The organism is Streptomyces sp. NPDC002853, assembly GCF_053591915.1.
The window spans coordinates 176905-200852 of record NZ_JBSFUS010000009.1 but is presented as its reverse complement, the minus strand read 5'-3'; the positions used below and the strand labels follow the sequence as shown (position 1 = coordinate 200852).

The 23948-nt window shown below is 71.2% G+C and carries 16 protein-coding genes; 12 read left to right on the top strand and 4 right to left on the bottom strand.

The window, feature by feature from the left end:
• Window positions 1-114: 114 nt before the first annotated feature.
• The 7 genes from ACWD02_RS25465 to ACWD02_RS25435 all read left to right on the top strand — a co-directional run bounded on the left by ACWD02_RS25465 (window position 115) and on the right by ACWD02_RS25435 (window position 10279).
• The gene (locus ACWD02_RS25465) at window positions 115-1341 is read left to right on the top strand and encodes an amidohydrolase family protein (protein ID WP_451214993.1); all 1227 of its coding nucleotides are present in this window, start codon (window positions 115-117) and stop codon (window positions 1339-1341) included.
• 750 nt (window positions 1342-2091) lie between these two features.
• Window positions 2092-3051, top strand: a complete 960-nt coding sequence (locus tag ACWD02_RS25460) for an LLM class F420-dependent oxidoreductase (RefSeq protein ID WP_451214739.1) — start codon at window positions 2092-2094, stop codon at window positions 3049-3051.
• Between the two features lie 36 nt (window positions 3052-3087).
• Entirely contained in the window at window positions 3088-3873 is a 786-nt protein-coding gene (locus tag ACWD02_RS25455) for an SDR family NAD(P)-dependent oxidoreductase (RefSeq protein WP_451214738.1), read from the top strand.
• A 141-nt stretch (window positions 3874-4014) separates the two neighbouring features.
• Window positions 4015-5142, top strand: a complete 1128-nt coding sequence (locus ACWD02_RS25450) for an LLM class flavin-dependent oxidoreductase (protein WP_451214737.1) — start codon at window positions 4015-4017, stop codon at window positions 5140-5142.
• Between the two features lie 116 nt (window positions 5143-5258).
• On the top strand, window positions 5259-6998 hold the full coding sequence (locus ACWD02_RS25445; protein ID WP_451214736.1) for an N-acyl-D-amino-acid deacylase family protein: 1740 nt from the start codon (window positions 5259-5261) through the stop codon (window positions 6996-6998).
• On the top strand, window positions 6995-8473 hold the full coding sequence (locus tag ACWD02_RS25440) for an aldehyde dehydrogenase family protein (RefSeq protein WP_451214735.1): 1479 nt from the start codon (window positions 6995-6997) through the stop codon (window positions 8471-8473). The genes ACWD02_RS25445 and ACWD02_RS25440 overlap by 4 nt, the downstream gene beginning before the upstream one ends.
• Before the next feature lie 246 nt (window positions 8474-8719).
• Window positions 8720-10279, top strand: a complete 1560-nt coding sequence (locus tag ACWD02_RS25435) for an APC family permease (protein WP_451214734.1) — start codon at window positions 8720-8722, stop codon at window positions 10277-10279.
• 4 nt (window positions 10280-10283) lie between these two features.
• On the opposite strand, the gene ACWD02_RS25430 is transcribed toward ACWD02_RS25435, so the two are convergent.
• From ACWD02_RS25430 to ACWD02_RS25420, 3 genes are all read right to left on the bottom strand, one after another.
• Window positions 10284-11117 carry a hypothetical protein gene (locus ACWD02_RS25430; protein ID WP_451214733.1) on the bottom strand — a complete coding sequence of 278 codons (834 nt, stop codon included), beginning with the start codon at window positions 11115-11117 and terminating at the stop codon, window positions 10284-10286.
• A gap of 116 nt (window positions 11118-11233) precedes the next feature.
• Window positions 11234-12775: a CehA/McbA family metallohydrolase gene (locus ACWD02_RS25425; protein WP_451214732.1), complete on the bottom strand. Its 1542-nt coding sequence runs from the start codon at window positions 12773-12775 to the stop codon at window positions 11234-11236.
• Between the two features lie 106 nt (window positions 12776-12881).
• Window positions 12882-13235: a hypothetical protein gene (locus ACWD02_RS25420; RefSeq protein ID WP_451214731.1), complete on the bottom strand. Its 354-nt coding sequence runs from the start codon at window positions 13233-13235 to the stop codon at window positions 12882-12884.
• Window positions 13236-13469: 234 nt separating this feature from the next.
• On the opposite strand from ACWD02_RS25420, the gene ACWD02_RS25415 reads away from it, so the two are divergent.
• From ACWD02_RS25415 to ACWD02_RS25405, 3 genes are read left to right on the top strand one after another with little or no spacing between them, the layout of a single operon-like run.
• A complete protein-coding gene (locus tag ACWD02_RS25415) occupies window positions 13470-14009 on the top strand; it encodes a hypothetical protein (protein WP_451214730.1) in 540 nt (179 codons plus the stop codon).
• Between the two features lie 46 nt (window positions 14010-14055).
• A complete protein-coding gene (locus ACWD02_RS25410; RefSeq protein ID WP_451214729.1) occupies window positions 14056-14946 on the top strand; it encodes an LLM class F420-dependent oxidoreductase in 891 nt (296 codons plus the stop codon).
• Between the two features lie 43 nt (window positions 14947-14989).
• Window positions 14990-17623: a bifunctional FO biosynthesis protein CofGH gene (locus tag ACWD02_RS25405; protein WP_451214728.1), complete on the top strand. Its 2634-nt coding sequence runs from the start codon at window positions 14990-14992 to the stop codon at window positions 17621-17623.
• Between the two features lie 4 nt (window positions 17624-17627).
• Here ACWD02_RS25405 and ACWD02_RS25400 read toward each other — a convergent pair whose 3' ends face one another.
• The gene (locus ACWD02_RS25400; protein ID WP_451214727.1) at window positions 17628-19031 is read right to left on the bottom strand and encodes an FG-GAP-like repeat-containing protein; all 1404 of its coding nucleotides are present in this window, start codon (window positions 19029-19031) and stop codon (window positions 17628-17630) included.
• 277 nt (window positions 19032-19308) lie between these two features.
• Between ACWD02_RS25400 and ACWD02_RS25395 the strand changes: the two genes are divergently transcribed.
• A complete protein-coding gene (locus tag ACWD02_RS25395; protein ID WP_451214726.1) occupies window positions 19309-22638 on the top strand; it encodes a tetratricopeptide repeat protein in 3330 nt (1109 codons plus the stop codon).
• Between the two features lie 146 nt (window positions 22639-22784).
• Window positions 22785-23903, top strand: coding sequence for an ADP-ribosylglycohydrolase family protein (locus ACWD02_RS25390; protein WP_451214725.1), 1119 nt, complete (start codon window positions 22785-22787; stop codon window positions 23901-23903).
• Window positions 23904-23948 lie beyond the last annotated feature (45 nt).

Here is a 23948-nt window from a genome sequence, read left to right as displayed (position 1 = left end):
GATGGCAGGCAGGGAGCTGACGGATGGCGGATGGGGGCGCGACGGATGACGAACAGGGAGCTGACGGGTCGTCAGATCAGCGCTACCGTGGAACGCATGGAGACCACTGAGACCTTGCCGACGTTCCCGAGGATCATCTCGGTGGACGACCACACCGTTGAGCCCGCCCATGTCTGGCGGGACCGGCTCCCGGCCCGGTACCGCGACAGCGGGCCGCGTGTCGTCCGGGCGCCGCTGAAGGAAATGACCTTTATGGGTGGGAAGTTCGCTCCGGTGATGGGGGCGAAAGGGGACGACGGGCCCATAGGTGACTGGTGGGTGTACGAAGACCTGCACCGGCCCCTCACCCGCCTCGACACCGCCGTCGGCTACGACAGGGACGAGATCAAGCTCGAGGTCATCACGTACGAGCAGATGCGGCCCGGCTCCTTCAGCGTGCCCGACCGGCTCGCCGACATGGACGTCAATCACGTCCAGTCCGCCCTCTGCTTCCCCACGTTCCCCCGCTTCTGCGGGCAGACGTTCACCGAGGCGAAGGACCGTGAGCTGGGCCTGCTCGGTGTCCGCGCGTACAACGACTGGATGGTGGAGGAGTGGTGCGGGCCCGAGGCGCGGGGTCGTCTCATCCCTCTCACCCTCATTCCGCTCTGGGACGCCGAGCTCGCCGCCGCCGAGGTCCGCCGCAATGCCGCTCGCGGGGTGCGTGCCGTCGCCTTCTCCGAGATACCGCCCCACCTGGGGCTCCCCTCCATCCACACCGACGAGTGGGACCCCTTCCTGCGCGCGTGCGACGAGACCGGCACGGTCATCGCCATGCACATCGGGTCCAGCAGCAAGATGCCGAGCACGTCCGCGGACGCGCCGCCCGCCGTCGGGTCCACCATCACCTTCGCCAACTGCTGCTTCTCGATGGTCGACTGGCTGATGAGCGGCAAGTTCGAGCGCTTCCCGAATCTCCGGATCATGTACGCGGAGGGGCAGATCGGGTGGATTCCCTACATCCTCGAGCGGGCTGACGTCGTCTGGGAGGAGAACCGGGGGTGGGGCGGGGTCGCCGACAAGGTGCACCGGCCGCCGTCCGAGCTCTTCACCGAGCACGTGTACGGGTGCTTCTTCGATGACGCGTTCGGCCTGAAGAACCTCGACGCGATCGGGGTCGGGAACGTGTTGTACGAGACCGACTACCCGCACTCCGACTCGACCTGGCCGAAGTCGCGGGAGGTGGGGGAGTCCCAGATGGGCCACCTCGCACCGGACGTCGTGGACCGGATAGTGCGGGGCAACGCGATCGACCTGCTCGGTCTGACGGCGGACGGGCTGTGGGCGGGGCCGGGGGCATAGACGGCATGGGCGTCGGCCGCTGACCGCTGGCCGCTGGCCTGAGGGCGGGGGTGCCGTCCGCAGGCCGCTGGCCCTGGCAGGCGGTGGCCTGCGGCTTGTGGCCCCTTGTTCGACGGGGGTGGGCGGTGGCTTGCGGCCCTTCGCCCGGCGGCGGCTTACGGCTCGTTGCCTGGGGGCGGTCGCTTTCGGGCTGGTGCTTGGCGGGCGGTGGCCTGCGGCTTGTGGCTTGGCGGGCGTGGGCGGTGGCCGTGCGGCCTTCGCCCGGCGGCCTTCGCCCTGCGGCCTTAGCCCGGCGGGTGGCGGCGGCTTACGGCTCGTCGGCTGACGGGCGGTCGCCTTCGGGTCGGTGCTTGGTGGGCGGTGGCCTGCGGCTCGTTGCCTGACGGGCGGTGGCTTGCCCCTTGTCGGACGGGCGTGGGCGGTGGCCTGCGGCCTTAGCCCGGCGGGTGGCGGCGGCTTACGGCCCGTCGGCTGGCGGGCGGTCGCCTTCGGGTCGGTGCTTGGTGGGCGGCGGCTTACGGCCCGTCGGCTGGCGGGCGGTGGCTTGCCCCTTGTCGGACGGGCGTGGGCGGTGGCTTGTGGCCCCTTGTTCCACGGGTTGCGGCCTCCGCTCCCTTTTCCGCGAGCAGCCCCGCCCCGCCCCCCGGACAGTCCCCTCCCACCCCTTGCCTGACGGGTCGTCAGCTACGACGATGAGTGCCGTTGCCGTAGATGACGAACCGTCAGGTCAAGGTGAGGGGTTGGGGTCTCATGGTTGCCGATGCGTTGGCGCAGGTTTTTCCGCAGGGGCGGCTGGTCTACGGGATGCAGCTTCCGATTCAGTCGCAGAGTGTCATCTACGCCGAGGCGTGGGAGGCGGACGCCAGTGCCGATGACCTTGCCGAGATCGCCCGCGCCGCCGACCGCGGCGGCTTCGCCTACCTCGCCGGCTGTGATCACGTGGCCATTCCGCGGCGGCTCGCCGACACCATGAGCACCGTCTGGTACGACCCGGTGGCCACACTCTCCTTTCTCGCCGGGATCACCGAGAACGTTCGGCTGATGAGTCACGTCGCCGTCGTCGGGCTCCGGCATCCGCTCGTCACCGCCAAGCAGTACGCCACCCTGGACCGGCTCAGCGGCGGGCGGCTGATCCTCGGTGTCGGGGCCGGGCACGTGCAGGAGGAGTTCGACGCCGTCGGCGCCGACTTCGAGCGGCGCGGGCCCGTGCTCGACGAGACCATCGACGCCCTGAAGGCAGCTCTGGGGCCCGAGGAGTATCCCGAGCACCATGGCGAGCTGTACGAGTTCAGCGGGCTCGGCCAGCAGCCGCGCCCCGTCCAGGCCCGCGTGCCCATCTGGGTGGGCGGTTCTTCGCCCGCCGCCGTCCGCAGGGCCGCCGTACGCGGCGACGGGTGGCTGCCGCAGGGTGACCCGCGCGACAAGCTGCCCGCGCAGATCGCCACGCTCAAGCGGCTCAGGGAAGAGACGGGGGTCGAGGACCCGCTCGTCGTGGGGGCGATCGCCGAGCCCCTGTACGTGGGGGAGCCCGGCTGGTCCGTGGGGCGGCGCACCCTGAGCGGGAAGCCGGACGCCCTCGCCGAGTCGCTGCGCGCGTACGGGGCGATGGGCGTGCAGCAGATCCAGGTGCGCTTCCGCAGCCGCGGCCGCACCGAACTCACCGATCAGATGGCGGCCTTCGCCGCCGAGGTCGCACCGCATCTCAACTGAGACCAAAACCCGACCGACTCGACTGAGGAGACTCGTATGGGCAAGCTGGACGGTCGCGTCGTCATCGTCACCGGTGCGGCGCGCGGGCAGGGCGAGCAGGAGGCGCGGCTCTTCGTCGCCGAGGGGGCGCGGGTCGTCATCGGTGACGTGCTCGACGACCAGGGCGAGGCCCTGGCCAAGGAGCTCGGCAGTGACGTGGCCAAGTACGTGCACCTCGACGTCAGCCAGGAGGCCGACTGGGCAGCGGCGGTCGGTGCCGCGAAGGACGCCTTCGGGAAGATCGACGGCCTCGTGAACAACGCGGGGATCCTGCGCTTCAACGAGCTGGTCAGCACTCCGCTCGAAGAGTTCCAGCAGATCATCCAGGTGAATCAGGTGGGCTGCTTCCTCGGCATCCGCAATGTCGCGCCCGAGATCGGGGCCGCCGGCGGCGGGACCATCGTGAACACCGCCTCGTACACGGCGATGACGGGGATGGCGTACGTCGGCGCGTACGCCGCGACCAAGCACGCCATCCTCGGCCTGACCCGGGTCGCCGCGCTGGAGCTCGCGGCCCGGAACATCCGGGTCAACGCCGTGTGTCCGGGGGCCGTCGACACCCCGATGACCAATCCCGCGCAGCTCGACCCGGCCGCAGACCCCGTCGAGGCGGGCGATGCCGTCGCCGAGCTCTACAAGAAGCTCGTGCCGCTCGGCCGGATCGGCAGGCCCGAGGAGGTGGCCGCGCTCGCGCTCTTCCTGACCGGGGGCGACTCGGCGTACATCACCGGGCAGCCGTTCGTCATCGACGGAGGGTGGCTGGCGGGGGTCAGTGTCGTATGACGCCGTGCAGTGGAACTGACGGTACGTCAGTCATCCGAGCCGCGGGTATTGACGGTCCCGGCGGCCGGTGGAACAGTCGTCGCATCACAATCTGACGGTTCGTCAGAAACTCGCAGATACTCACGAGGATGGTGAACCTCCTTGGAATTCGGTCTCTTTGTACAGGGATACGTGCCCGCCAAGCGGGCCAAGGTCGACCCCGAAGCAGAGCACAAGGCGCTCATCGAGGAGACCGAGTACGTCATCCAGGCGGACAAGTCCGGCTTCAAGTACGCCTGGGCCTCCGAGCACCACTTCCTGGAGGAGTACTCCCACCTCTCCGCCAACGACGTCTTCCTCGGCTACCTCGCCCACGCGACCGACCGCATCCACCTGGGCTCCGGGATCTTCAACCCGCTCGCCCCGGTGAACCACCCGGTCAAGGTCGCCGAGAAGGTCGCCATGCTCGACCACCTCTCCGAGGGCCGCTTCGAGTTCGGGTCGGGCCGCGGGGCCGGGTCGCACGAGATATTGGGCTTCATGCCGGGCATCACCGACATGAACCACACCAAGGAACTCTGGGAAGAGACCATCGCCGAGTTCCCCAAGATGTGGCTCCAGGACGAGTACGTCGGCTTCCAGGGCAAACACTGGTCGCTGCCGCCCCGCAAGGTCCTGCCCAAGCCGTACGGGAAGTCGCACCCGGCCATGTGGTACGCCGCCGGGTCCCCGCCCTCGTACGCGATGGCAGGCAAGAAGGGGCTCGGGGTCCTTGGCTTCAGCGTGCAGAAGGTCTCCGACATGGAGTGGGTCCTCGAGTCGTACAAGACGGCCGTGAAGGAAGCCGAACCGGTCGGTGACTTCGTCAACGACAACGTCATGGTGACCTCCACGGCGATCTGCGCCGAGACGCACAAGAAGGCAGTGGAGATCGCCGTCAGCGGCGGGCTGAACTACCTGCAGTCCCTGCTGTTCCGCTACCACGACACCTTCCCGCGGCCGGAGGGCATCCCCGAGTGGCCCGAGCTGCTCCCCGAGTACAGCGAGGAGATCATCGAGCTGCTCATCGCCGAGGAGCTGATGATCTGCGGCGACCCGGACGAGGTGCTCACGCAGTGCAAGCGGTGGGAGCAGGCGGGGGCGGATCAGCTCAGCTTCGGGCTGCCGATCGGGATCTCGCCCGAGGACACGAAGAACACGATCAAGTTGATCGGTGAGCATGTGATTCCGAAGATCGACACGGACCCCGTGCATCGGACCTCGCGCTTCCGGCAGGCAGGGTCTTCCTGACCCCCCTTTGACCGCCCCGGCTTCCCCTCCCGGACGGAAGCCGGGGTTCCCCTCTCCGCCCTCGGGCGTCATCTTCCCCACCCACCCCCGTTACCCCGAAGGGGACGTGCACCGTCATGCTTGATCACCTCATCAAGGGCGCCACTGTCGTCGACGGAACCGGCGCCCCCGCATACACCGCCGACGTAGGCATCCGGGACGGGCGCATCGCCGTCATAGCCGAGCCGGGCGCAGTCACCGAGCAGGCCGCGACCAGCGAAGACGCCCAGGGCCGAGTCCTCGCCCCCGGATTCGTCGACCCCCACACGCACTACGACGCCCAGCTCTTCTGGGACCCGTACGCGACGCCCTCCCTGAACCATGGCGTCACCACCGTCGCGGGCGGCAACTGCGGGTTCACCCTTGCCCCCTTGCATCCCGACCGCCCCGAGGACGCCGACTACACGCGGCGGATGATGTCCAAGGTCGAGGGCATGTCCCTGGTGGCCCTCGAAGAGGGCGCGCCCTGGTCGTGGAGTTCGTTCGGCGAGTACCTGGACGCCCTGGAGGGGCGCGTCGCCGTCAACGCCGGTTTCATGGTGGGGCATTGCGCGCTGCGGCGGTACGTCATGGGTGCCGACGCGGTGGGCGGGCAGCCGACCCCCGGGCAGCTCGACGAGATGCTGCGGCTCTTCCACGACGCCATGGACGCCGGGGCCTGGGGGCTCTCCACCACACAGTCGTCCACGCACTCCGACGGCGACGGGCAGCCGGTGGCATCGCGGCACGCGAAGCCCGCCGAACTGCTCGCACTCAGCCGGGCCGTCGCCGAACACGAGGGCACGCAGCTCGAAGCGATCGTCGCGGGCTGTCTGGATCAGTTCAGCGACGACGAGATCGATCTGTTCGTCGAGATGAGCGCCGCCGCCGGGCGGCCGCTCAACTGGAACGTCCTCACCATCGACGCCGCCGTGCCCGAACGCGTCCCGCGCCAGCTGGCCGCCAGTGAGCGCGCCCGTGAGTCGGGCGGCAGGATCGTCGCCCTGACCATGCCGATCCTCACTCCCATGAACATGTCGCTCGGAACCTTCTGCGCCCTGAACCTGATCCCCGGCTGGGGAGACGTACTCGGCCTGCCCGTGCCCGAGCGCATCGCCGAGCTGCGCGACCCGGACGTCCGGGGTGAGATGCTGCGGCGCGCCGACAGCAAGGAGGCCGGGGTCTTCCGGCGGCTCGCGAACTTCGACCGCTACGTCATCGGGGACACGTACTCCAAGGAGAACGAGGGCCTCACCGGACGCGTCGTCGCCGACATCGCCGCCGAGCGCGGCCAGGAGGCCTTCCAGTGCCTCGTCGAGATCTGCGCCAACGACGACCTGCGTACGGTCCTGTGGCCGATGCCCGCCGACAACGACCCCGACTCGTGGGCCCTGCGCCAGGAGACCTGGCAGCACGAGGACGTCATGCTGGGCGGCTCCGACGCGGGCGCGCACCTGGACCGCATGTGCGGGGCCCCGTACACGACCCGGTTCATCGGGGACTGTCTGCGCGGCCGCAAGCTGGTCGGTTTGGAGGAGGCGGTGAAGATGCTCACCGATGATCCCGCGCAGCTCTTCGGGCTGCGGGGGCGGGGCCGTATCGAGGAGGGCTTCCACGCCGACCTCGTCCTCTTCGACCCCGAGCGGATCGACGCGGGCAAGGCCACGCTGGTGCACGACCTGCCCGGCGACAGCCCGCGCCTGGACTCCAAGGCCATCGGCATCAACGCCGTCTGGGTCAACGGGGTCGAGGCCATTCGCGAGGACCGGGTGACGGGCGCGACCCCCGGCACGGTGCTGCGTTCGGGCCGCGACACCAGGACGGTGAGCACCAAGTGAGCGGCGAACTCCCGCGGGAGCAGCGGCTGTTCATCGGCGGCGAGTGGATCGAACCCGGCGGTGGTCACTACGAGGTCGTCAATCCGGCCACCGAAGGCGTCGTCGGCCTCGCTCCCGAGGCGAGCCGCGAGCAGGTGCACGCGGCGGCCGGCGCCGCCCGGGAGGCCTTCGGCTCGTGGTCGCGTACGACACCGGAGGAGCGGGCCGCCGTCCTGGACCGGGCCGCGTCGATCATGCAGCGTGATCTGGGTCCGTACGCGGAACTCGCCCAGGCCGAGAGCGGCGCGACGACGGGCACGGCTCGGGGCATGCAGGTCGCGGTGTCCGTGGCGCGTTTCAGGCGCTACGCGAAGGGCGCCCTCGAACCGGTCGAGGCGGCTCTTCCGCCGCAGATCAACGAGGCCGGGCCGATGGGGAAGGCGGGCGTCGTGGGGGCGCTCACCGTCCGCCAGCCGGTGGGCGTCGTCACCTGCATCACCTCGTACAACAACCCGTGGGCCAACCCGGCGGGCAAGGTGGCGCCCGCCCTGGCCATGGGCAACACGGTCCTCGTGAAGCCCGCCCCGCAGGACCCGCTGTCCGTGTACCGGATGGCGGCGGCCCTGGAGGAGGCCGGGGCGCCGCCGGGAGTGGTGAACGTGGTGAGCGGCGCGCGCGCCGAGGTGGGCGAGGCGGCCGTCGACTCCCGGGACGTCGACATGGTCAGCTTCACCGGCTCGACGTCGGTGGGGCAGCGGATCGCCGAGGTGTGCGGCCGCGACATGAAACGCCAGCTGATGGAGCTGGGCGGCAAGGGCGCGGCGCTCGTCTTCGACGACGCGGACCTGGACTCGGCGGTGGCGGGGATCGGGACCACGTTCTCCTTCTACAGCGGCCAGATCTGTACGGCTCCGACCAGGGTGATCGTGCACCGCGCGGTCCACGACGCCCTGATCGAGAAGCTGACGGGCTACATCGGCTTCATGAAGGTCGGGGATCCGCGGGAGAAGGGGACGATCGTCGGCCCGGTCATCTCGGCGGCTCACCGGGACCGCATCGAGTCGTACGTGGAGCTGGGGCGCAAGGAGGGCGCGCGGGTCGTCGCGGGCGGCGAGCGCCCGGCGGGGCCGGGCCTGGACCGCGGCTTCTACGTGGCCCCGACGCTGCTCGCCGACTGCACGAACGACATGCGGGTGGTCAGGGAGGAGATCTTCGGGCCGGTCGTGGTGGTGGTTCCCTTCGAGGACGAGGAGGAAGGCATCGCGCTGGCCAACGACAGCGACTACGGCCTCCTCGACTACGTCTGGTCGGGCGACGTGGCCCGCGCCTTCCGGGTGGCGCGGCGGCTGCGCGCGGGCGGGGTCGGCGTGAACACGATCGGCCGGAACATGGAGGCGCCGTTCGGCGGCTTCAAGAAGAGCGGGGTGGGGCGCGACGTGGGGTCGTACGCGCTGCACGCGTACAGCGAACTGCAGTCGATCGTGTGGCCGGGCTAGAGCGAGGGCGTCCGGCATGTGACACGGGGAAAGCGGGACGGGAAAATTTAGAACTAGGGCAAAACGGACATGCCTACGGTTCCCGCATACCGGACGGTCTGGCTTTTGCCTGGCAATGAATGAGTGTGCGCCGCTATCGGGTGCTCAATCGATGGCGGTTGCCCCGATTGCTCCGTCGATTGCAAGCCATAAGATCCGGATCTCTGGCCTCCGCATGTGGAAACCGCAGGACTTAACGTCCTGTTCATGACCCAGTTGGACGTACGGCCACAGGCCGGAGACACGGTAAACGGCTCCCCCGACGGGGGCGTACGCGCCAAAGGCCTCGGCGGGAACTCCGTCGGCCTCATGGGCAGCGCCGTCATCGGCATCTCCACCGTCGCCCCCGTCTACTGCCTGACGTCGACCCTCGGCTCCACCGCCGGCGAGGTCGGCCTGGCCATGCCCGCGGTCTTCCTCGCGGGCTTCCTGCCGATGCTCCTGGTGGCGTTCGCCTACAGGGAGCTCAACAAGGCCATGCCGGACTGCGGCACGTCCTTCACCTGGACGGTCAAGGCCTTCGGGCCGCGGATCGGCTGGATGTGCGGCTGGGGCCTCGTCATCGCCACGATCATCGTCCTGTCGAACCTGGCGGGCGTGGCGACCTCGTACTTCTGGCTCCTGGCCGGCGAGATCACGGGCAGCGACTCGGTGGCCGCCCTGGACGACAACAAGGCCGTCCACATCCTCACGTGCCTGGCCCTGATCGCCGCGGCGACGGCGATCAGCTATCGGGGGATGACGGCCACGAAGGGGGTGCAGTACCTCCTGGTCGGCCTGCAGCTCGTGGTCCTCGCGCTCTTCGTCGTGATGGCCCTGGGCAAGGCCCGCAGCGGTGACATCGCCGGATCCATGGACTTCTCCTGGTCGTGGCTGAACCCGTTCTCCGTCCAGTCCTTCGGCGCTTTCACGGCCGGTCTCTCCCTGTCGATCTTCATGTTCTGGGGATGGGACGCGTGTCTGACCGCCAATGAGGAGACCACCGGCAGCGAGAAGACCCCGGGCCGCGCGGCGCTCATCTCGATGGTCGTCCTGATCGGCTCCTACCTCGCCACCGGGATCGCCGCCCAGATGGCCGTCGGCTCCGGCGACAAGGGTCTGGGCCTCGCCAACCCGGACACGTCCGACAACGTCTTCGCCGCGCTCGCCGGGCCCATCATGGGCAGCGGCCTGGGCATCCTGCTCTTCGTCGCCGTGCTGGCCTCGGCCGCCGCGAGCCTGCAGACCACGTTCATCCCGGTGGCCCGCACGGTCCTCGCCATGTCGACGTACGAGGCACTGCCGCCGTCCTACGCGCGCGTGCACCCCCGGTTCAAGACCCCGGGCCGCGCGACCGTCGTCGCGGGAGTCGCCACCGGCGCCTTCTACACGGTCATGACCCTGGTCTCCGAGCACGTCCTGGTCGACACGATCTACGCGCTCGGCCTCATGATCTGCTTCTACTACGCGCTGACGGCCTTCGCCTGCGCGTGGTACTTCCGGCGCGAACTGTTCTCGTCCGCGCGCGACTTCGCCTTCAAGGGCTTCTTCCCGGTGTTCGGCGGAATCCTGCTGACCGCGGTCTTCGTCAAGACCCTCATCGACATGTGGAACCCCGCCTACGGCAGCGGCTCCTCCGTCTTCGGTGTCGGCTCGGTCTTCGTGATCGGCGTGGGCCTGCTGCTGCTCGGCGTGGTCATCATGCTGGCGATGGGCCGCAAGAGCCCGGCGTTCTTCCGGGGCGAGGTCCTGAAGCGGGACACTCCGGCGCTGGTGGTCGCGGACTGACCCCTCAGTCCGCCAGCAGCCTTTGCAGCGACGCCTTCAGGTTGGTGATGAAGGCGTCGCGGTGGTTCCGGGGGATGAGGTCCAGGGACAGGTACGGGTTGAGGTCCTCCAGTTCGACCAGGAGCAGTTCTCCGGAACGCGTGCGGCAGGCGTCGACGCGTTGGATGCCGTGGTCCATGGTGTTCCAGTCGATGAAGCGCTGGGCGAAGGCCAGGTCGGCGGGGGTCGGCGTGTAGGGCTCCAGGGCCCAGCGCTTGTCCGGGTGCGGTGCGTGGAGTGCGTACTGGAAGGTGTCGTCGACGAAGTAGAACGACACCTCGTACGTGAAGTCGATGCGGGGCTGGACGAGGATCGAGCCGTCGGGGCCGGCGTGGGTCTCCAGGTCGGTGCGAGTGAGGAACTCAAGGCCGATCGAGTCCGCGCCCTGCTTGGGCTTGACCACGTACTCGGCCGTGTCCGGGAGTTTGTGCACGTCCGCGAGGCGGTCGACCGTCGGGATCACCGGGTGGCCCTCCGCCGTCAGGTCGACGAGGTATTGCTTGCCCGCCATGTCCGCGCCGCCGGTCAGGTGGTTGTGGACGCGGGTGCCCGAGGCGAGCGCCTGGGCGCGGAAGGCGTCGAAGGCCGCCTGGTGGTTCAGGACCGGGCCGCTGTTGCGGATCAGTACCGCGTCGAAGGAGTCCATCAGCGCCGCCGCGTCCAGCGGGTGGCACAGCGCCGTGTCGAAGTCCTCGCGGAGGCGGGAGGCGAGCGCGATGTCCTCGTCGCAGTAGCGGCGGCCCCGCGCCTCGTAGGCGAGGTCGGTGACGAGCAGGAGGCGGGGCTTGGTGGACGGCATGGGGCGGCTCTCCTGGGGGTGCTGGTGATCGTCCGACCTTATGCGGGGGTTTCCGCGAGGGCCGCCCCGCCCCTGGTCAGAGGCGGTCGGAGGCAGGGGCGGCCGCTCCGTGGTGCTTAACTCCGGCCCAGGAAAATCGGGTTCGTGAAGGCCGTCAGCGGGCCCGGGAGGGTCGGTACCGTCGCGGGGTGGCGGACCTCGGCGCGTACGTACGCGGCGTACGAAGGCGTCGTGCGCCATTCCGCCGTGCCGGTTCCGGAGGCGGGGAGGGCGGGGCTGGTGAAGAGCACGCCCTGGTCGGTGACGAAGCGGATCGTGCAGCCGGGGGCTCCCGTGACGTCCAGGCGGACCGTGACGGGGGCGTCCTGTTCGACGTAGAGGCGGTCGCCGATGCCCGCCTGTTTGCCCCTGCCGCCGGTGGCGGTGAACTTGAGCGAGACGTGCCTGGACTCGGCCACGTAGCTGTGGCCCGCGCGGATGCCCGCCTGGATGGCGTCGCGGGTCAGGTCGTCGGCGAGGACCACCGTCTGGGGGGTGCCGATGGGGTCGGGGTCGCGGTGGGCGTCGCTGTTGCCCATGGCGGGGATCCAGGGTTTGCGGCCGCGGACGGCGGCGACGAGGGTGCTGTCCCAGTCGGCGAGGGAGATCTCGTCGTCCGGGGTGTACGCGCCGTTCCACACCTCCACCGCGTCCGCCTCCCCGAAGCCGAACTTCCAGTTGCAGCCGATGCAGGTGGCGTGCGGATGCGCGGGGACGACGAGGCCGCCCGCGTCGCGGACCTCGCGGGCGTACTTGCCGAAGCGGTTGTCGCGGGCGCGGTAGCGCCAGTCGACGAACGTGCCGGGATCCGTGCCGAGGGCGACCACGTGGCCGTTGCGCGTGGTGACCTCCTCGCCCAGCATCACGAGGAGGTCGTCGCCCGCGTGGTCGGCCCAATGGGCGTGCGCGGAGTGGGTGTTGTGCTCGGAAGAGTTGATGAAGTCGAGGCCCGCGGCGCGCGCGAGCGCCGCGATCTCGGCCGGGGTGCGCCTGCCGTCCGAGTGCCAGGAGTGCAGGTGGCAGTCGCCGCGGTACCAGGCGCGGCCCCGCCCCTTCGCCCGCTCCGGCGGGTAGGTGGGCCTGGGCGTCTTGCCGGGCGCCCCGAACCTGAGGGTGATCGTGACCTCGTAGGGCAGGCCCTGGGGTGCGACGGTGTAGGGGCCGAGCGCGATGTTCCAGGTGCCGGCCTTGACCGGGCCCGGGATGTATCCGGGGGTCGCCTCGTCGGCGCGGATGAAGAACTCGGTGCGCGCGCCGCCCGACCAGCCGCGGAACCCCTTGCCGCCGAGTGCGGTGCCGCGCTGGTCGAAGATGCCGATGTCGAGTGCGTTGCCCTGCGTGCCCGCCGGGACGGTGACCTTCTCGTAGGTGTACGCGACGTGGATCTCCCGTACGCCGTCCGGGACTTCGACCGGCAGGTACACGAAGTCGGGTGACCCGGTGGGCAGCGTGCCGCGCACCACCTTGGTCTCGTCGCCACTTCCGGGTTCACGCCCTGCGGCGCTCGCGAAGCTCACGCTGTTCAACGTAAGCGCGGCGGCGGCTCCCGTCACGAGCAGACCGCGCCGGTTCAGGGGTGTGTCGGCGGCTCTGGCCCGGTGGTGTTCGTCCTCGCACATGTGTCGGCTCCCCAGGGTGTCGGAAGGGACTGCAGGGCAACCCTGGTATTGAGCCGTGAACTTCGCGGCAAGGGAAGGCAATTGACAGACTTACGGGTGGTGTCGCTCAGTGGCCGTGCCGGGCCTTGCGTACGCGGCGGACGGCGATCAGGACGATGATGATGATCGCGATGACAGCGATGATCCCGAAGATCAGTCCGATCCCGCCCTTGGACTTCTTCTTTTTCTTCTTCTTGGGCTTGGACTGCGCCTCGTCTGCTGCTTTGGTCACCGTCCGGACGGTGACGGTTCCTGTCGCGTACGAGGTCGAAGCGGGTGCCGCGGCCGAAGCTGCGGTCGTTGATGCAGCGGATGTCGCAGTGGACCCGGTCTGCGGGGTGACCGCGTGGGCCCCCGCGGAAGCCGTGCCTCCAAGGAGCGCGCCGAGCAGCAGCAGGACGGTCGCCGGACGGAGTCGCATGATGGAGCCCCCCAATTCCCCCTGAACTCACCGGAATACCCCGGTTCTGGCGGATCCTAGGCCACGCGGCGCCCCGCGCCTAGGTGCTCGCGCCGGCGGCCCGCAGCACGGCGGCCGGCTCCGTGGGGGAGCCCTGGGCGGATTCTCCGCTCCCCCGCGCGGCGGAGGCCCGGCGTTCCTGATCGGACCGTACGCCGATGTGACGGGCCCCTGCCCACGGCCAGCATGAGTCCCATGCTGAAGATGAGCGCTCTCCCCGATGTCCCCCGGTGGGCCGTGATCGCCGCCCATGCCGTGCCGCTGGCCACCCTGCCCTCGGGGCTGTGGCGCGTCGCCCTGGTCGCCGGGCTCCCGGTGGCCGACATGCCCGTGGAGGGCTGGGGCGAGATGATCTACGTCCTGGGGCTCAGCGTCGTCTCCGAGTGCCTCGCCCTGCTGACGCTCGGCCTGGTGCGGGGGTGGGGCGAGGTGGTGCCGGGCTGGATACCGCTGCTCGGCGGGCGCCGGGTGCGGCCGCTCGCCGCAGTGGTTCCGGCGCTGCTCGGGGCGGCCGGGCTGTTCCTGATCACCGGCTGGTTCGTGTACGCGGCGTACGCGGAGCTGGGGTCCGGCGTCACGGACAGCGCGGCCAAGCAGACGCTCCTGATGGTCTGCTACGTGCCGCTGCTCCTGTGGGCTCCGCTGCTCGTCGCGGTGACGGTCGCCTACTACCGGAGGCGGACGCGGGGTGCGGGCGCGGCATGGACTCCTGCGCCGCTGACGGCTAGTAAGTGAGCCCCGCGCGCGTACGACGCACCGAGAGACAACAGGAGGCCCTCCCGTGCGAGTTGCCGCCACGCTCTACCTCACCGACCGGACCATCACGCCGATCCGCCTGGCCCAGGAGCTCGAGCAGCGGGGCTTCGCCGCGCTGTACCTGCCCGAGCACTCCCACATCCCGGTGTCCCGCGAGACTCCTTACCCCGGCGGTGACTTGCCGCCCGAGTGCGCCCGGATGCTGAACCCGTTCGTCGCCCTCGCCCAGGCCGCCGCCGTCACGCGGCGGCTGGGGCTCGGCACGAACATCACGCTCGTCGGGCAGCACGACCCGGTCGACCTGGCCAAGCAGATCGCGACCCTCGACCATCTCTCCGGCGGCCGGTTCACCCTCGGCATCGGTTACGGCTGGAACAAGGAGGAGGCCGCCGACCACGGCGTCGAGTGGCGCACGCGGCGCGCGCTCGTGCGGGACCGGATGGCGGTCATGCGGGCTCTGTGGGCCGAGCGTCCGACGGCGTACGAGGGTGAGTTCGGACGTGTGCGCGCCAGTGAGGCGCACCCGAAGCCGGCGCGCGCCGCCCGCTCCCGGCCGCGCGTGGAGAGCCCCCTGTACGGGCCCCGTACGCTCATCGGCGGAGCGGCGGGGCCCACGCTGTTCGCGCACGTCGCGGAGTACGCCGACGGCTGGCTGCCCATCGGCGGCGGCGGGCTTCGTGACGCGCTGCCGGTGCTCCGCACCGCCTGGGCGGACGCGGGCCGGGATTCCGCCGACCTGTATGTGGCGCTCTCCGCCGTCGAGCCGACCGAGGGCAAGCTCGCCCACTACGCGGAGCTCGGCGTGGACGAGGTCATCGTGCAGCTCCCGGCGCGCGGGGAGGCGGAGGTGCTGCGCACGCTCGACGGGTTCCAGCGATACGTGCACCTCGCACCTGCCCCCGGGAACCCGCACTGACCTGTAGCTGTTTCTCCGCGCGGTCGCTCGTATGCTCGGACGCATGACCAACAGCGCGCCGCAGGACAAAGCACCCCAGGGGCCGACCCCAGCGCCGGCTCGGCCCACCGCGAACGCCGTGCGTCGCGCGCTCAAACGCGCCAGGGACGGCGTCGCGCTCGACACCGCCGAAGCCGCCGTGCTGCTCCAGGCGCGCGGCGACGACCTGAAGGACCTCGCCGCGTCCGCCGCGCGGGTGCGTGACGCGGGCCTCGCGGCCGCCGGGCGGCCCGGAGTCATCACGTACTCGAAGAAGGTCTTCATCCCGCTGACGCGGCTGTGCCGGGACAAGTGCCACTACTGCACGTTCGTGACCGTCCCCGGCAAGCTGCGGCGCGAGGGCCACGGGATGTTCCTGTCGCCCGACGAGGTCGTCGACATCGCCCGGCGCGGGGCCGAAATGGGCTGCAAGGAGGCCCTGTTCACGCTCGGCGACCGGCCCGAGGACCGGTGGCCCGAGGCGCGCGAGTGGCTGGAGGCGGAGGGGTACGACGACACGCTCGCCTACGTCCGCGCGATGGCGATCCGTGTCCTTGAGGAGACGGGCCTGCTCCCGCACCTCAACCCGGGCGTCATGACCTGGACCGACCTGCAGCGCCTCAAGCCCGTCGCGCCGTCCATGGGCATGATGCTGGAGACGACCGCGACCCGGCTGTGGAGCGAGCCGGGCGGACCGCACCACGGCTCGCCCGACAAGGAGCCCGCCGTTCGGCTGCGGGTCCTGGAGGACGCGGGCCGCTCGAACGTCCCCTTCACCACCGGCGTCCTGATCGGCATCGGCGAGTCGTACGAGGAGCGGGCCGACGCGCTCTTCCGCCTTCGCTCGACCCAGCGCTCGTACCACGGCATCCAGGAAGTCATCGTCCAGAACTTCCGCGCCAAGCCGGACACGGCGATGCGCGGCATGCCGGACGCCGAGCTGGAGGAGCTCGCCGCGTGCATCGCGGTGGCGCGGCACATCCTCGGCCCGAGCGCCCGCATCCAGGCGCCGCCGAACCTGGTGGACGCCGAGTACGCCCTCCTGATCGGCGCGGGCATCGACGACTGGGGCGGCGTCTCGCCCCTGACGCCCGACCACGTGAACCCCGAGCGGCCCTGGCCGCACATCGACGAGCTGGCCGAGAAGACCGCGGACGCGGGCTTCGAGCTGCGCGAACGCCTCACGATCTACCCCGAGTTCATCGAGCGCGGCGAACCCTGGCTCGACCCGCGCCTCCTCCCGCACGTGCGCGCGCTCGTCGACCCGGAGACGGGCCTGGCGAACCCCGACGCACGACCGGGCGGACTGCCCTGGCAGGAGCCCGACGAGGGCTACGTCGCCTCGTCCGGCCGCACCGACCTGCACCGCACGATCGACACGACGGGCCGCACCTCCGACCGGCGCGACGACTTCGACGAGGTGTACGGCGACTGGGAGGCCCTGCGGGAGCAGGCCGCGCCCGGCATGGTCCCCTCGCGCATCGACGGTGACGTACGGGCGGCCCTGAAGACGGCCGCCGACGACCCGACGCGCCTGACGGACGCCGAAGCCCTCGCCCTCCTGCACGCGGACGGGCCCGCCCTCGACGCGCTGTGCTCCGTCGCGGACGACCTGCGCAAGTCCGTGGTCGGCGACGACGTCACGTACATCGTCACGCGCAACATCAACTTCACGAACGTCTGCTACACCGGCTGCCGCTTCTGCGCCTTCGCCCAGCGCCGCACGGACGCCGACGCCTACACGCTCTCCCTGGACCAGGTCGCGGACCGGGCCCAGCAGGCGTGGGAGGTCGGTGCCACCGAGGTGTGCATGCAGGGCGGCATCCATCCGGACCTGCCCGGCACGGCGTACTTCGACATCGCGCGGGCGGTGAAGGAGCGCGTGCCGGGCATGCACGTGCACGCCTTCTCGCCGATGGAGGTCGTGAACGGCGCGACCAGGACCGGCCTTTCGATACGGGACTGGCTCGGTGCCGCGAAGGAGGCGGGCCTGGACTCGATCCCCGGCACGGCCGCGGAGATCCTCGACGACGAGGTGCGCTGGGTCCTGACGAAGGGCAAGCTGCCGACGGCCACCTGGATCGAGGTGGTGAAGACGGCCCACGAGCTGGGCATCCGTTCCTCGTCCACGATGATGTACGGGCACGTGGACCAGCCGAGGCACTGGCTCGGGCACTTCCGCACCCTCGCCGGGATGCAGCGGGACGCGCTGGCCAAGGGGGTCGAAGGGTTCACGGAGTTCGTGACGCTGCCCTTCATCCACACGAACGCGCCGGTCTATCTGGCGGGCATCGCGCGGCCGGGGCCGACCACCCGCGACAACCGCGCGGTGGTGGCGATGGCGCGGCTCCTGCTCCACCCGTACATCCCGAACATCCAGACCAGCTGGGTGAAGCTGGGCACGGAGGGTGCGGCGGAGATGCTGCGCTCGGGCGCGAACGACCTGGGCGGCACGCTGATGGAGGAGACCATCTCCCGTATGGCGGGCTCCAGTTACGGCTCGTACCGCTCCGTGAAGGATCTCGTCGCGATCGCGGAGGAGGCGGGGCGCCCGGCGAAGCCGCGCACGACGCTGTACGGAGAGGTGCCCGTGGAGCGCCAGGAGGCGGCCGCCGCTTCGGACGGCCACCTCCCGGAACTGCTTCCCGTTCTGGACTGACTCGTCAGGAGAGCCCGCCGCCGAAGTGGGCGCCCGCCTCCTGGGTGCCGAGCGAGGACGGGCTGAACGACGTGATGCCGGTCGTCGTGAGGCCCGTCCTGGCGCCGCGGAACAGCCATGCGGCGCCGGAGTCCTTGGTCGTGCCGTCTTCCTGGGGCACGCCCACGGTCAGGTCGGCGAGGCCGTCCTTGTTCACGTCGGTGAGGTGGACCTCCTCACCGAAGTTGTCGCCCTTCTCCGAGACGCCGGGGACGCCGGCGGTGGACTGGTTGAAGGCCTGCGAGCCGGTGCCGGTCAGGCCGTTCGCGCCGCCCTTGAGCAGGACGACCGCACCGGTGTCCTGGACGTCGTCGAGGTTCTCGCCGGGCACGCCGACAACGATGTCCGCGTAGCCGTCACCCGTGACGTCGCCCGCGGAGACGGAGTAGCCGAACTGGTCGCCACGCTCGGGCCCGTTGATCTCCGCGGCCTCGCCGGCTCCGGGGACGCCCGCGGTGTCCTGGTCGATCTTCGCGGTGCGGCCGGAGAAGCCGGACGCGGAGCCGTAGATGACCCGGATGGCGCCCGCGTCGTACACCTGGGTCTCGGAGACCTCGTCCACCTCGTGGGCCACGAGGTCGCCGTAGCCGTCCTTGTCGACGTCGGCGATGACGCCGTTCGTGGTGAACTTCTTGGTCGGCGTCGACGTCTTGGAGAGGCCGTCCTTGCTGCCCTTCCACAGGCGCGAGGAGTGCTGCATCTCCTCCATGGCGTGGCCGGTGACGAGGTCGTCGGCGCCGTCGCCGGTCACGTCGCCCACCATGAGGTCCTGGGGGCCGTCGTCGCTGTTCTCGACGGACGAGGTGGAGGCGGGCTTCCCGTCGCGGGTGAACGGCCCGTAGCGCACCTCCATGGTGGACTGGGAGTTGGCGACGAGGTCGGCCTTGCCGTCGCCGTTGAAGTCGCCGGCCTTGATCTGCTGCACGTAGTCGCCCGGCAGCGCGCCGCCCTTGGTCAGGCCGTCCGCGGAGCCCCAGAGCACCGCGTCGGCGGCGCTGCCGTTGCTCGCGACGAGGTCGGTGTATCCGTCGCCGTCGAGGTCGGCCGCCTCGGTGCTCGCACCGAAGCTGCCGTCCTCCTCGGGGTCGCCGGGTACGCCGGCGGTGGTGCGGTCGATCTGCTTGGCGTGCGCGGTGTCGGCGCCCGACGCCGAGCCGTACACGATCGAGACGTAGCCCGCGCCGGACTTGCCGCTGACGGCGCCGCCGCCCGCGGAGACGGCGAGGTCCGCGTATCCGTCATGGTTGAAGTCGGTCACGGACTTGCCTGCCGCGGCGGGTGCCGCGGAGGCGGAACCGGCCGTGACGACGACGGCGAACGGGGTCGCGAGCGCGGTCACCGCGACGGCGGCTATGAGTGAGCGACGCACTGGTCCTCCTGTGGGGGAACTGCCTGTGGACTGTGGGGAAACTGCCTGTGGGGTAACTGCTGTGACACCACGGAAGACAGGCGCATCAGTGAAGTGGTTGTACCCCGCAGGTTTCTTGTTACGACGCCCGGACATTCCCGTGACGTTGCCCTCCGTTTCCCGCCACACGGATTCGGCCCCGCCGTCCTGGGGCCGGTGGAACACTGGGGGCGGGGCAGTCCGTTTCGCGGGGAGGGTGGAGCCTGTAGTGGTGTCGGCGGGGGCGGAGCAGCCGTCCATGCAGGAGTTGATACGCCGTCGCAGACGGGCGGGTTTCGTCGGCCGCAGAGGCGAACTCGACGCCTTCCGGGCCAATTTCGACGTACCGCCGAACGACGACCGGCACCGCTTCCTGTTCCACGTCCACGGGATCGGTGGCGTGGGAAAGACGTCCCTGGTGCGGGAGTGGGAGCAACTGGCCCGGGAGCGCGGCGCCTTGACCGCGTACGTCGACGAAGCGGTCGGCAGCGTGCCGGAGGCGATGGCGGCGATCGCCGCACAGTTCGCCCTGCGCGGGCGCCGTTGCAAGGACCTCACCCGCCTCCTGGCGACCCACCGTGAACGCCGCCACGAAGCGGAATCGGCGTCGGCGGCAGGGATGTTCGAGGCCGCGGGCCAGGAGCCCGGCCCCGCGGTGGTGCCCGCGCCCTCCACCGGCAGCATGACCGCTGCCCGCGCGAGCCTGGTCGGGCTCGGCCTTTTGCCGGGGGTGGGCGCCTTCGCGGGAGCGGTGGACCCGGCGCAACTCGCGCAGGGCGCCGACCGGTTGCGCGCGGGACTGAGCGCGCGCCTCGGCAGTCAGGACGACGTCCAGCTCGTCCTGTCGCCGGAGCGCGTCCTCACGCCGGTCTTCCTGGCCGAACTGGCCGACGCGGCGAAGGACGCGCCGTGGATCGTCCTCTTCTTCGACACGTACGAGCGGACGGCGCCGTTCCTGGACAGCTGGCTGCACGACGTGATGCTCACCGACCGGCACGGAGCGCTGCCCGCCGACGTGGTCGTGGTGACGGCCGGGCAGCAGCCCTTCGACACGGCCCGGTGGGGCGGCTACGGCGACTTCGTCATGGATGTGCCGCTCGGCCCCTTCACGGAGCTGGAGGCGCGGGGCCTGCTCGCCGGGAAGGGTGTGGTGGCGGAGCCGGTGGTGGAGGAGGTCCTGCGGCTCTCCGGCGGCCTGCCCGTCCTAGTCTCCACCCTCGCCGAGGGGCGGCCCGCGGCCCCGGACGACGTGGGTGACCCGAGCGCCACCGCCGTGGAGCGCTTCCTGAAGTGGGAGCGGGATCCCGTGCGCAGGGCGGTGGCCCTTGCGTGCGCGCTGCCGAGGCGGCTCGACGCGGATGTGTTCCGGGCGGCCGTGGAGGGGATCTGCGCGGAGGCGGAGGTGCCGGGCCTCTTCGGGTGGCTGCGGGGGCTGCCGTTCGTGAGCGAGCGGAGCGAGCGGGTGCAGTACCACGACGTGGTGCGGGCGCCGATGCTCCGCACGCAGCGCAAGGCGTCGCCGCGGGGGTGGGCGGAGGCGCACGGGCGCTTGGCGGAGACGTTCGCGGGGTGGCGGGCGGAGGCGGAAGCCGGGGTGGACGCCGAGGAGTTGTGGGAGGGGGAGGCCTGGCGTGAGCTGCGGCTCGCGGAGTCGTACCACTTGCTGTGCGCGGGGGAGCGGGGAGCGCTGCCCGCCGTGCTGCGGGATGCCGTCGACGCCTGTGACATGGGCGAGGTCGTGGCCCGGCGCTGGGCGCAGGTGCTGGTGGACGCGGGGGACGACGCGGGCGGTGCGGCTGTCGGGAAGTGGGGGCGCGATCTGCTGGCCGCGCTGACGGAGAACGCGTGCGTCGACGCTCTGGGGCTGCTGGCGGACCGGGCCGGGCTCGACGTAAGGGGGCAGGCGGTCGCGCGGATGCTGCGGGGGCGGGACCTGCGGGAGAGCGGGGCGTACGAGCAGGCGCTGGCCGAGTACGACCGCGCCATCGCCCTGGACCCGGAGCTGGCGCGGGCCCACTACGGCAAGGGGTCGACCCGGGCCAAGCAGGGTGATTTCGCGGCCGCGATCACGGAGCTGGACCGGGCCGTCGCCGTCGACCCGGACTACCACCGGGCTCTGCGGCTGCGGGGTGAGTACCACCGGGTGCTCGGCAACTGGGGTGAGTCGATCAGGGACTTGAGCCGGGCGATCGAGATCCAGCCGACGGACGCGTACGCCTGGGCGTCCCGGGGTGCCGCCCAGTACAGCATCGAGCAGGACGACGAGGCCCTCGCGGATCTGAACCGGGCGGTGGAGCTGGACCCGGAGTACGCGTGGGCGCTGGCGCGCCGTGCTCGGATATGGGGCCACCGCGGGCAGCGCGCGGAGCAGATGGCGGACCTGGACCGCGCGGCCCGGGTGTCCCCGCAGTCGGCGTTCGTCGCGTGCGAGCGGGGCGACGCCCTGCGTACCGCGGACAGGCCGGAGGAGGCTCTGGCGGAGTATGACCGTGCGATCGGGCTCAACGACGTGTACACGTCGGCGTACGCGAGCCGGGGTGCCGCGCTGAACGACCTCGGGCGGCATGAGGAGGCGCTCGCCGACCTGGACCGGTCCCTCGATCTTCACCCCGGCAACGCCTGGGCGTTGACCCAGCGGGCCGGTGTGCACCGGGTCCTGGGCGATCACGAGCGCGCGCTCGCCGATGTCGACCGGGCGTGCGCGCTCCGGCCGGACAGCGAGGGATTGCTGTACCTGCGCGGCGCGGTCCTGCACGATCTCCGGCGGTACGAGGAGGCCTGCTCCGCTCTCGACCAGGTGCTCGGCATGGCCCCCGACTACCAGCTGGCGCGGGTCCTGCGCGGCTCCACGCTGCGCAAACTGGGCCGCTACGCGGAGGCGTCGGCGGACCTCGACCGTGCCGTCGAGGCGGAACCGGACGACGGCTGGACGCGCGTCGTCCGTGCGGAGAACGCCCTGGCCTCCGGCCGCTGGGAGCAGGCCCTCGCCGACCTCGCGCGCTATGCGGAGATCGGTGCGGACCTCGACTGGGCGCGCCGCAAGACCGCCGAGCTCCACATGTGGACGGGTGACCCGGAGCGGGCCCTCGCGGTGCTGGACGCGGATGACTCCGACGACGCCGAGGAGCTGGCCAAGGCGTACCGCATGACGGGGCGGTGGGACCGGGCGCGGGAGGCCGCGCGGACGCTCGTCGCGGCCGGCGAGGAGGCCGGGGCGTTCGTGCTGGCGCTGACGGAGAGCGGCGCGAAGGGGTATGACGCGGCCCGCCCCCTGTGGCAGGAGGCGACCCGCCGCCGACAGCCGCGGGAGGCGCCACCCGCCGTATCCGACGACTGCGTGTACGTGGTGTCCGGCGCGGCCGTGGGCGACTGGGCGTCCCTCGACGCGAGCCTGGACCGCGTCCTGGCCACGGCGCCCCCGGAGGTCGACTGGGAAGATCTGGCGGAACTCACCGACCTCCTCGCGGAACTCCTCGAAGCCCCCGGCGCGGACCGGTCGGGCCTGGCCCCACGCCTGGTCAGGGTGCGCGCGGCGAGGGACGCGTTCCGGGAGCGGTGGAGCTCGCGGCCGCCCTGCGGAGATCACTGAAAGCCCTGGTGAAGGCCGGTCAAAAGTGATCTGAAGGGCGTCTCCTTAGAAATCGCATCGACCCTGAACCGACCGTTCCCGGTCGATTACAGTGCTGCGCAGAGCATGCGCGGAAGTGCAGGGGGCGAGCCAGGGGAGGAGGTGCCGTGAGCACCGCAGCAGCCACCGGAGTCTGGGGGCGCGCCGAGCAGCAGGACTTCCGGAGCCGGGTGCGCGGCACCCTCCTCGGAGCCGCCGTCGGGGACGCGCTGGGCGCGCCCGTCGACGCGCTGAGCCTCGACGAGATACGCGAGGCCCACGGCGCCGAAGGCCTCATCGAACCCGCCCCCGCGCACGGCAGACGCGGCGCCGTCACCGCCGCCACCCAGCTCACCCTCTTCACCGTCGACGGACTCATACGCGCCCAGGTGCGGCGCGACACCGGCGCCTGGCATCCGCCCACCGACCTGCACCGCGCCTACCGCCGCTGGGCGGCCACCCAGAGCGACTGGGGGCCCGACGAGCGCCGCAAGGAAGACGGCTGGCTGGCCCGCGAGGAGTGGCTCTACTCGCGCCGCTCGCCTGCCCGCGCCTGCCTGACCGGGTTCGGCGACGAGAACATGGGGACGCTCGAAGCCCCCAAGAATCCCGGCGAGCGGGGCGCCGAGGCCGTCACCCGGTCCGCCCCCTTCGGGCTCCTGGTCGGATGGGAGCCGCAGCTGGTGCTCCAGCTCGCCGTGGAATGCGCCGTACAGACGCACGGGCACCCCACCGCCTATCTCGCCGCCGGCGCGCACACCATCCTCGTCCACGGTCTCGCCCGAGGGGATTCCCTGGACGGGGCCATCCAGCGGGCGCTCGCGCTGCTGACCGCCCGGCCCGGTCACCAGCCCGTGACCGATGCGCTGAAGCACGCCCTGGGAGCCGTGCGGCAGGGGATGCCAAGCCCGTCCCGGGTGGAGGAGCTGCTGGGGGACGGCGGCGCCGAGGGTGCGCTGGCCGCCGCCGTGTACTGCGCCCTCGTGGGCGAGGACATCCGCCACGGGCTGCGGCTGGCCGTCAACCACGGCGGTTCGTCGGCTGCCGCGGGCGCCCTGTGCGGGGCGCTGCTCGGCGCGCTGCACGGCGAGACCGCGTTGCCGCCCGCCTGGCTCACCGAGCTGGAGGGGCGGGCCACGATCCTTGAGCTGGCGGACGACTTCGCGATGGAGATGACGCAGGGGCCCGCGCTGCACGGGCCCGCGGTGTCCTCGCCCGGGTGGCTCGCGCGGTATCCGCGGGCATAGCAACGCCGGGTGGGCCGGAGGTGTCACCCCCGGCCCACCCGGCGA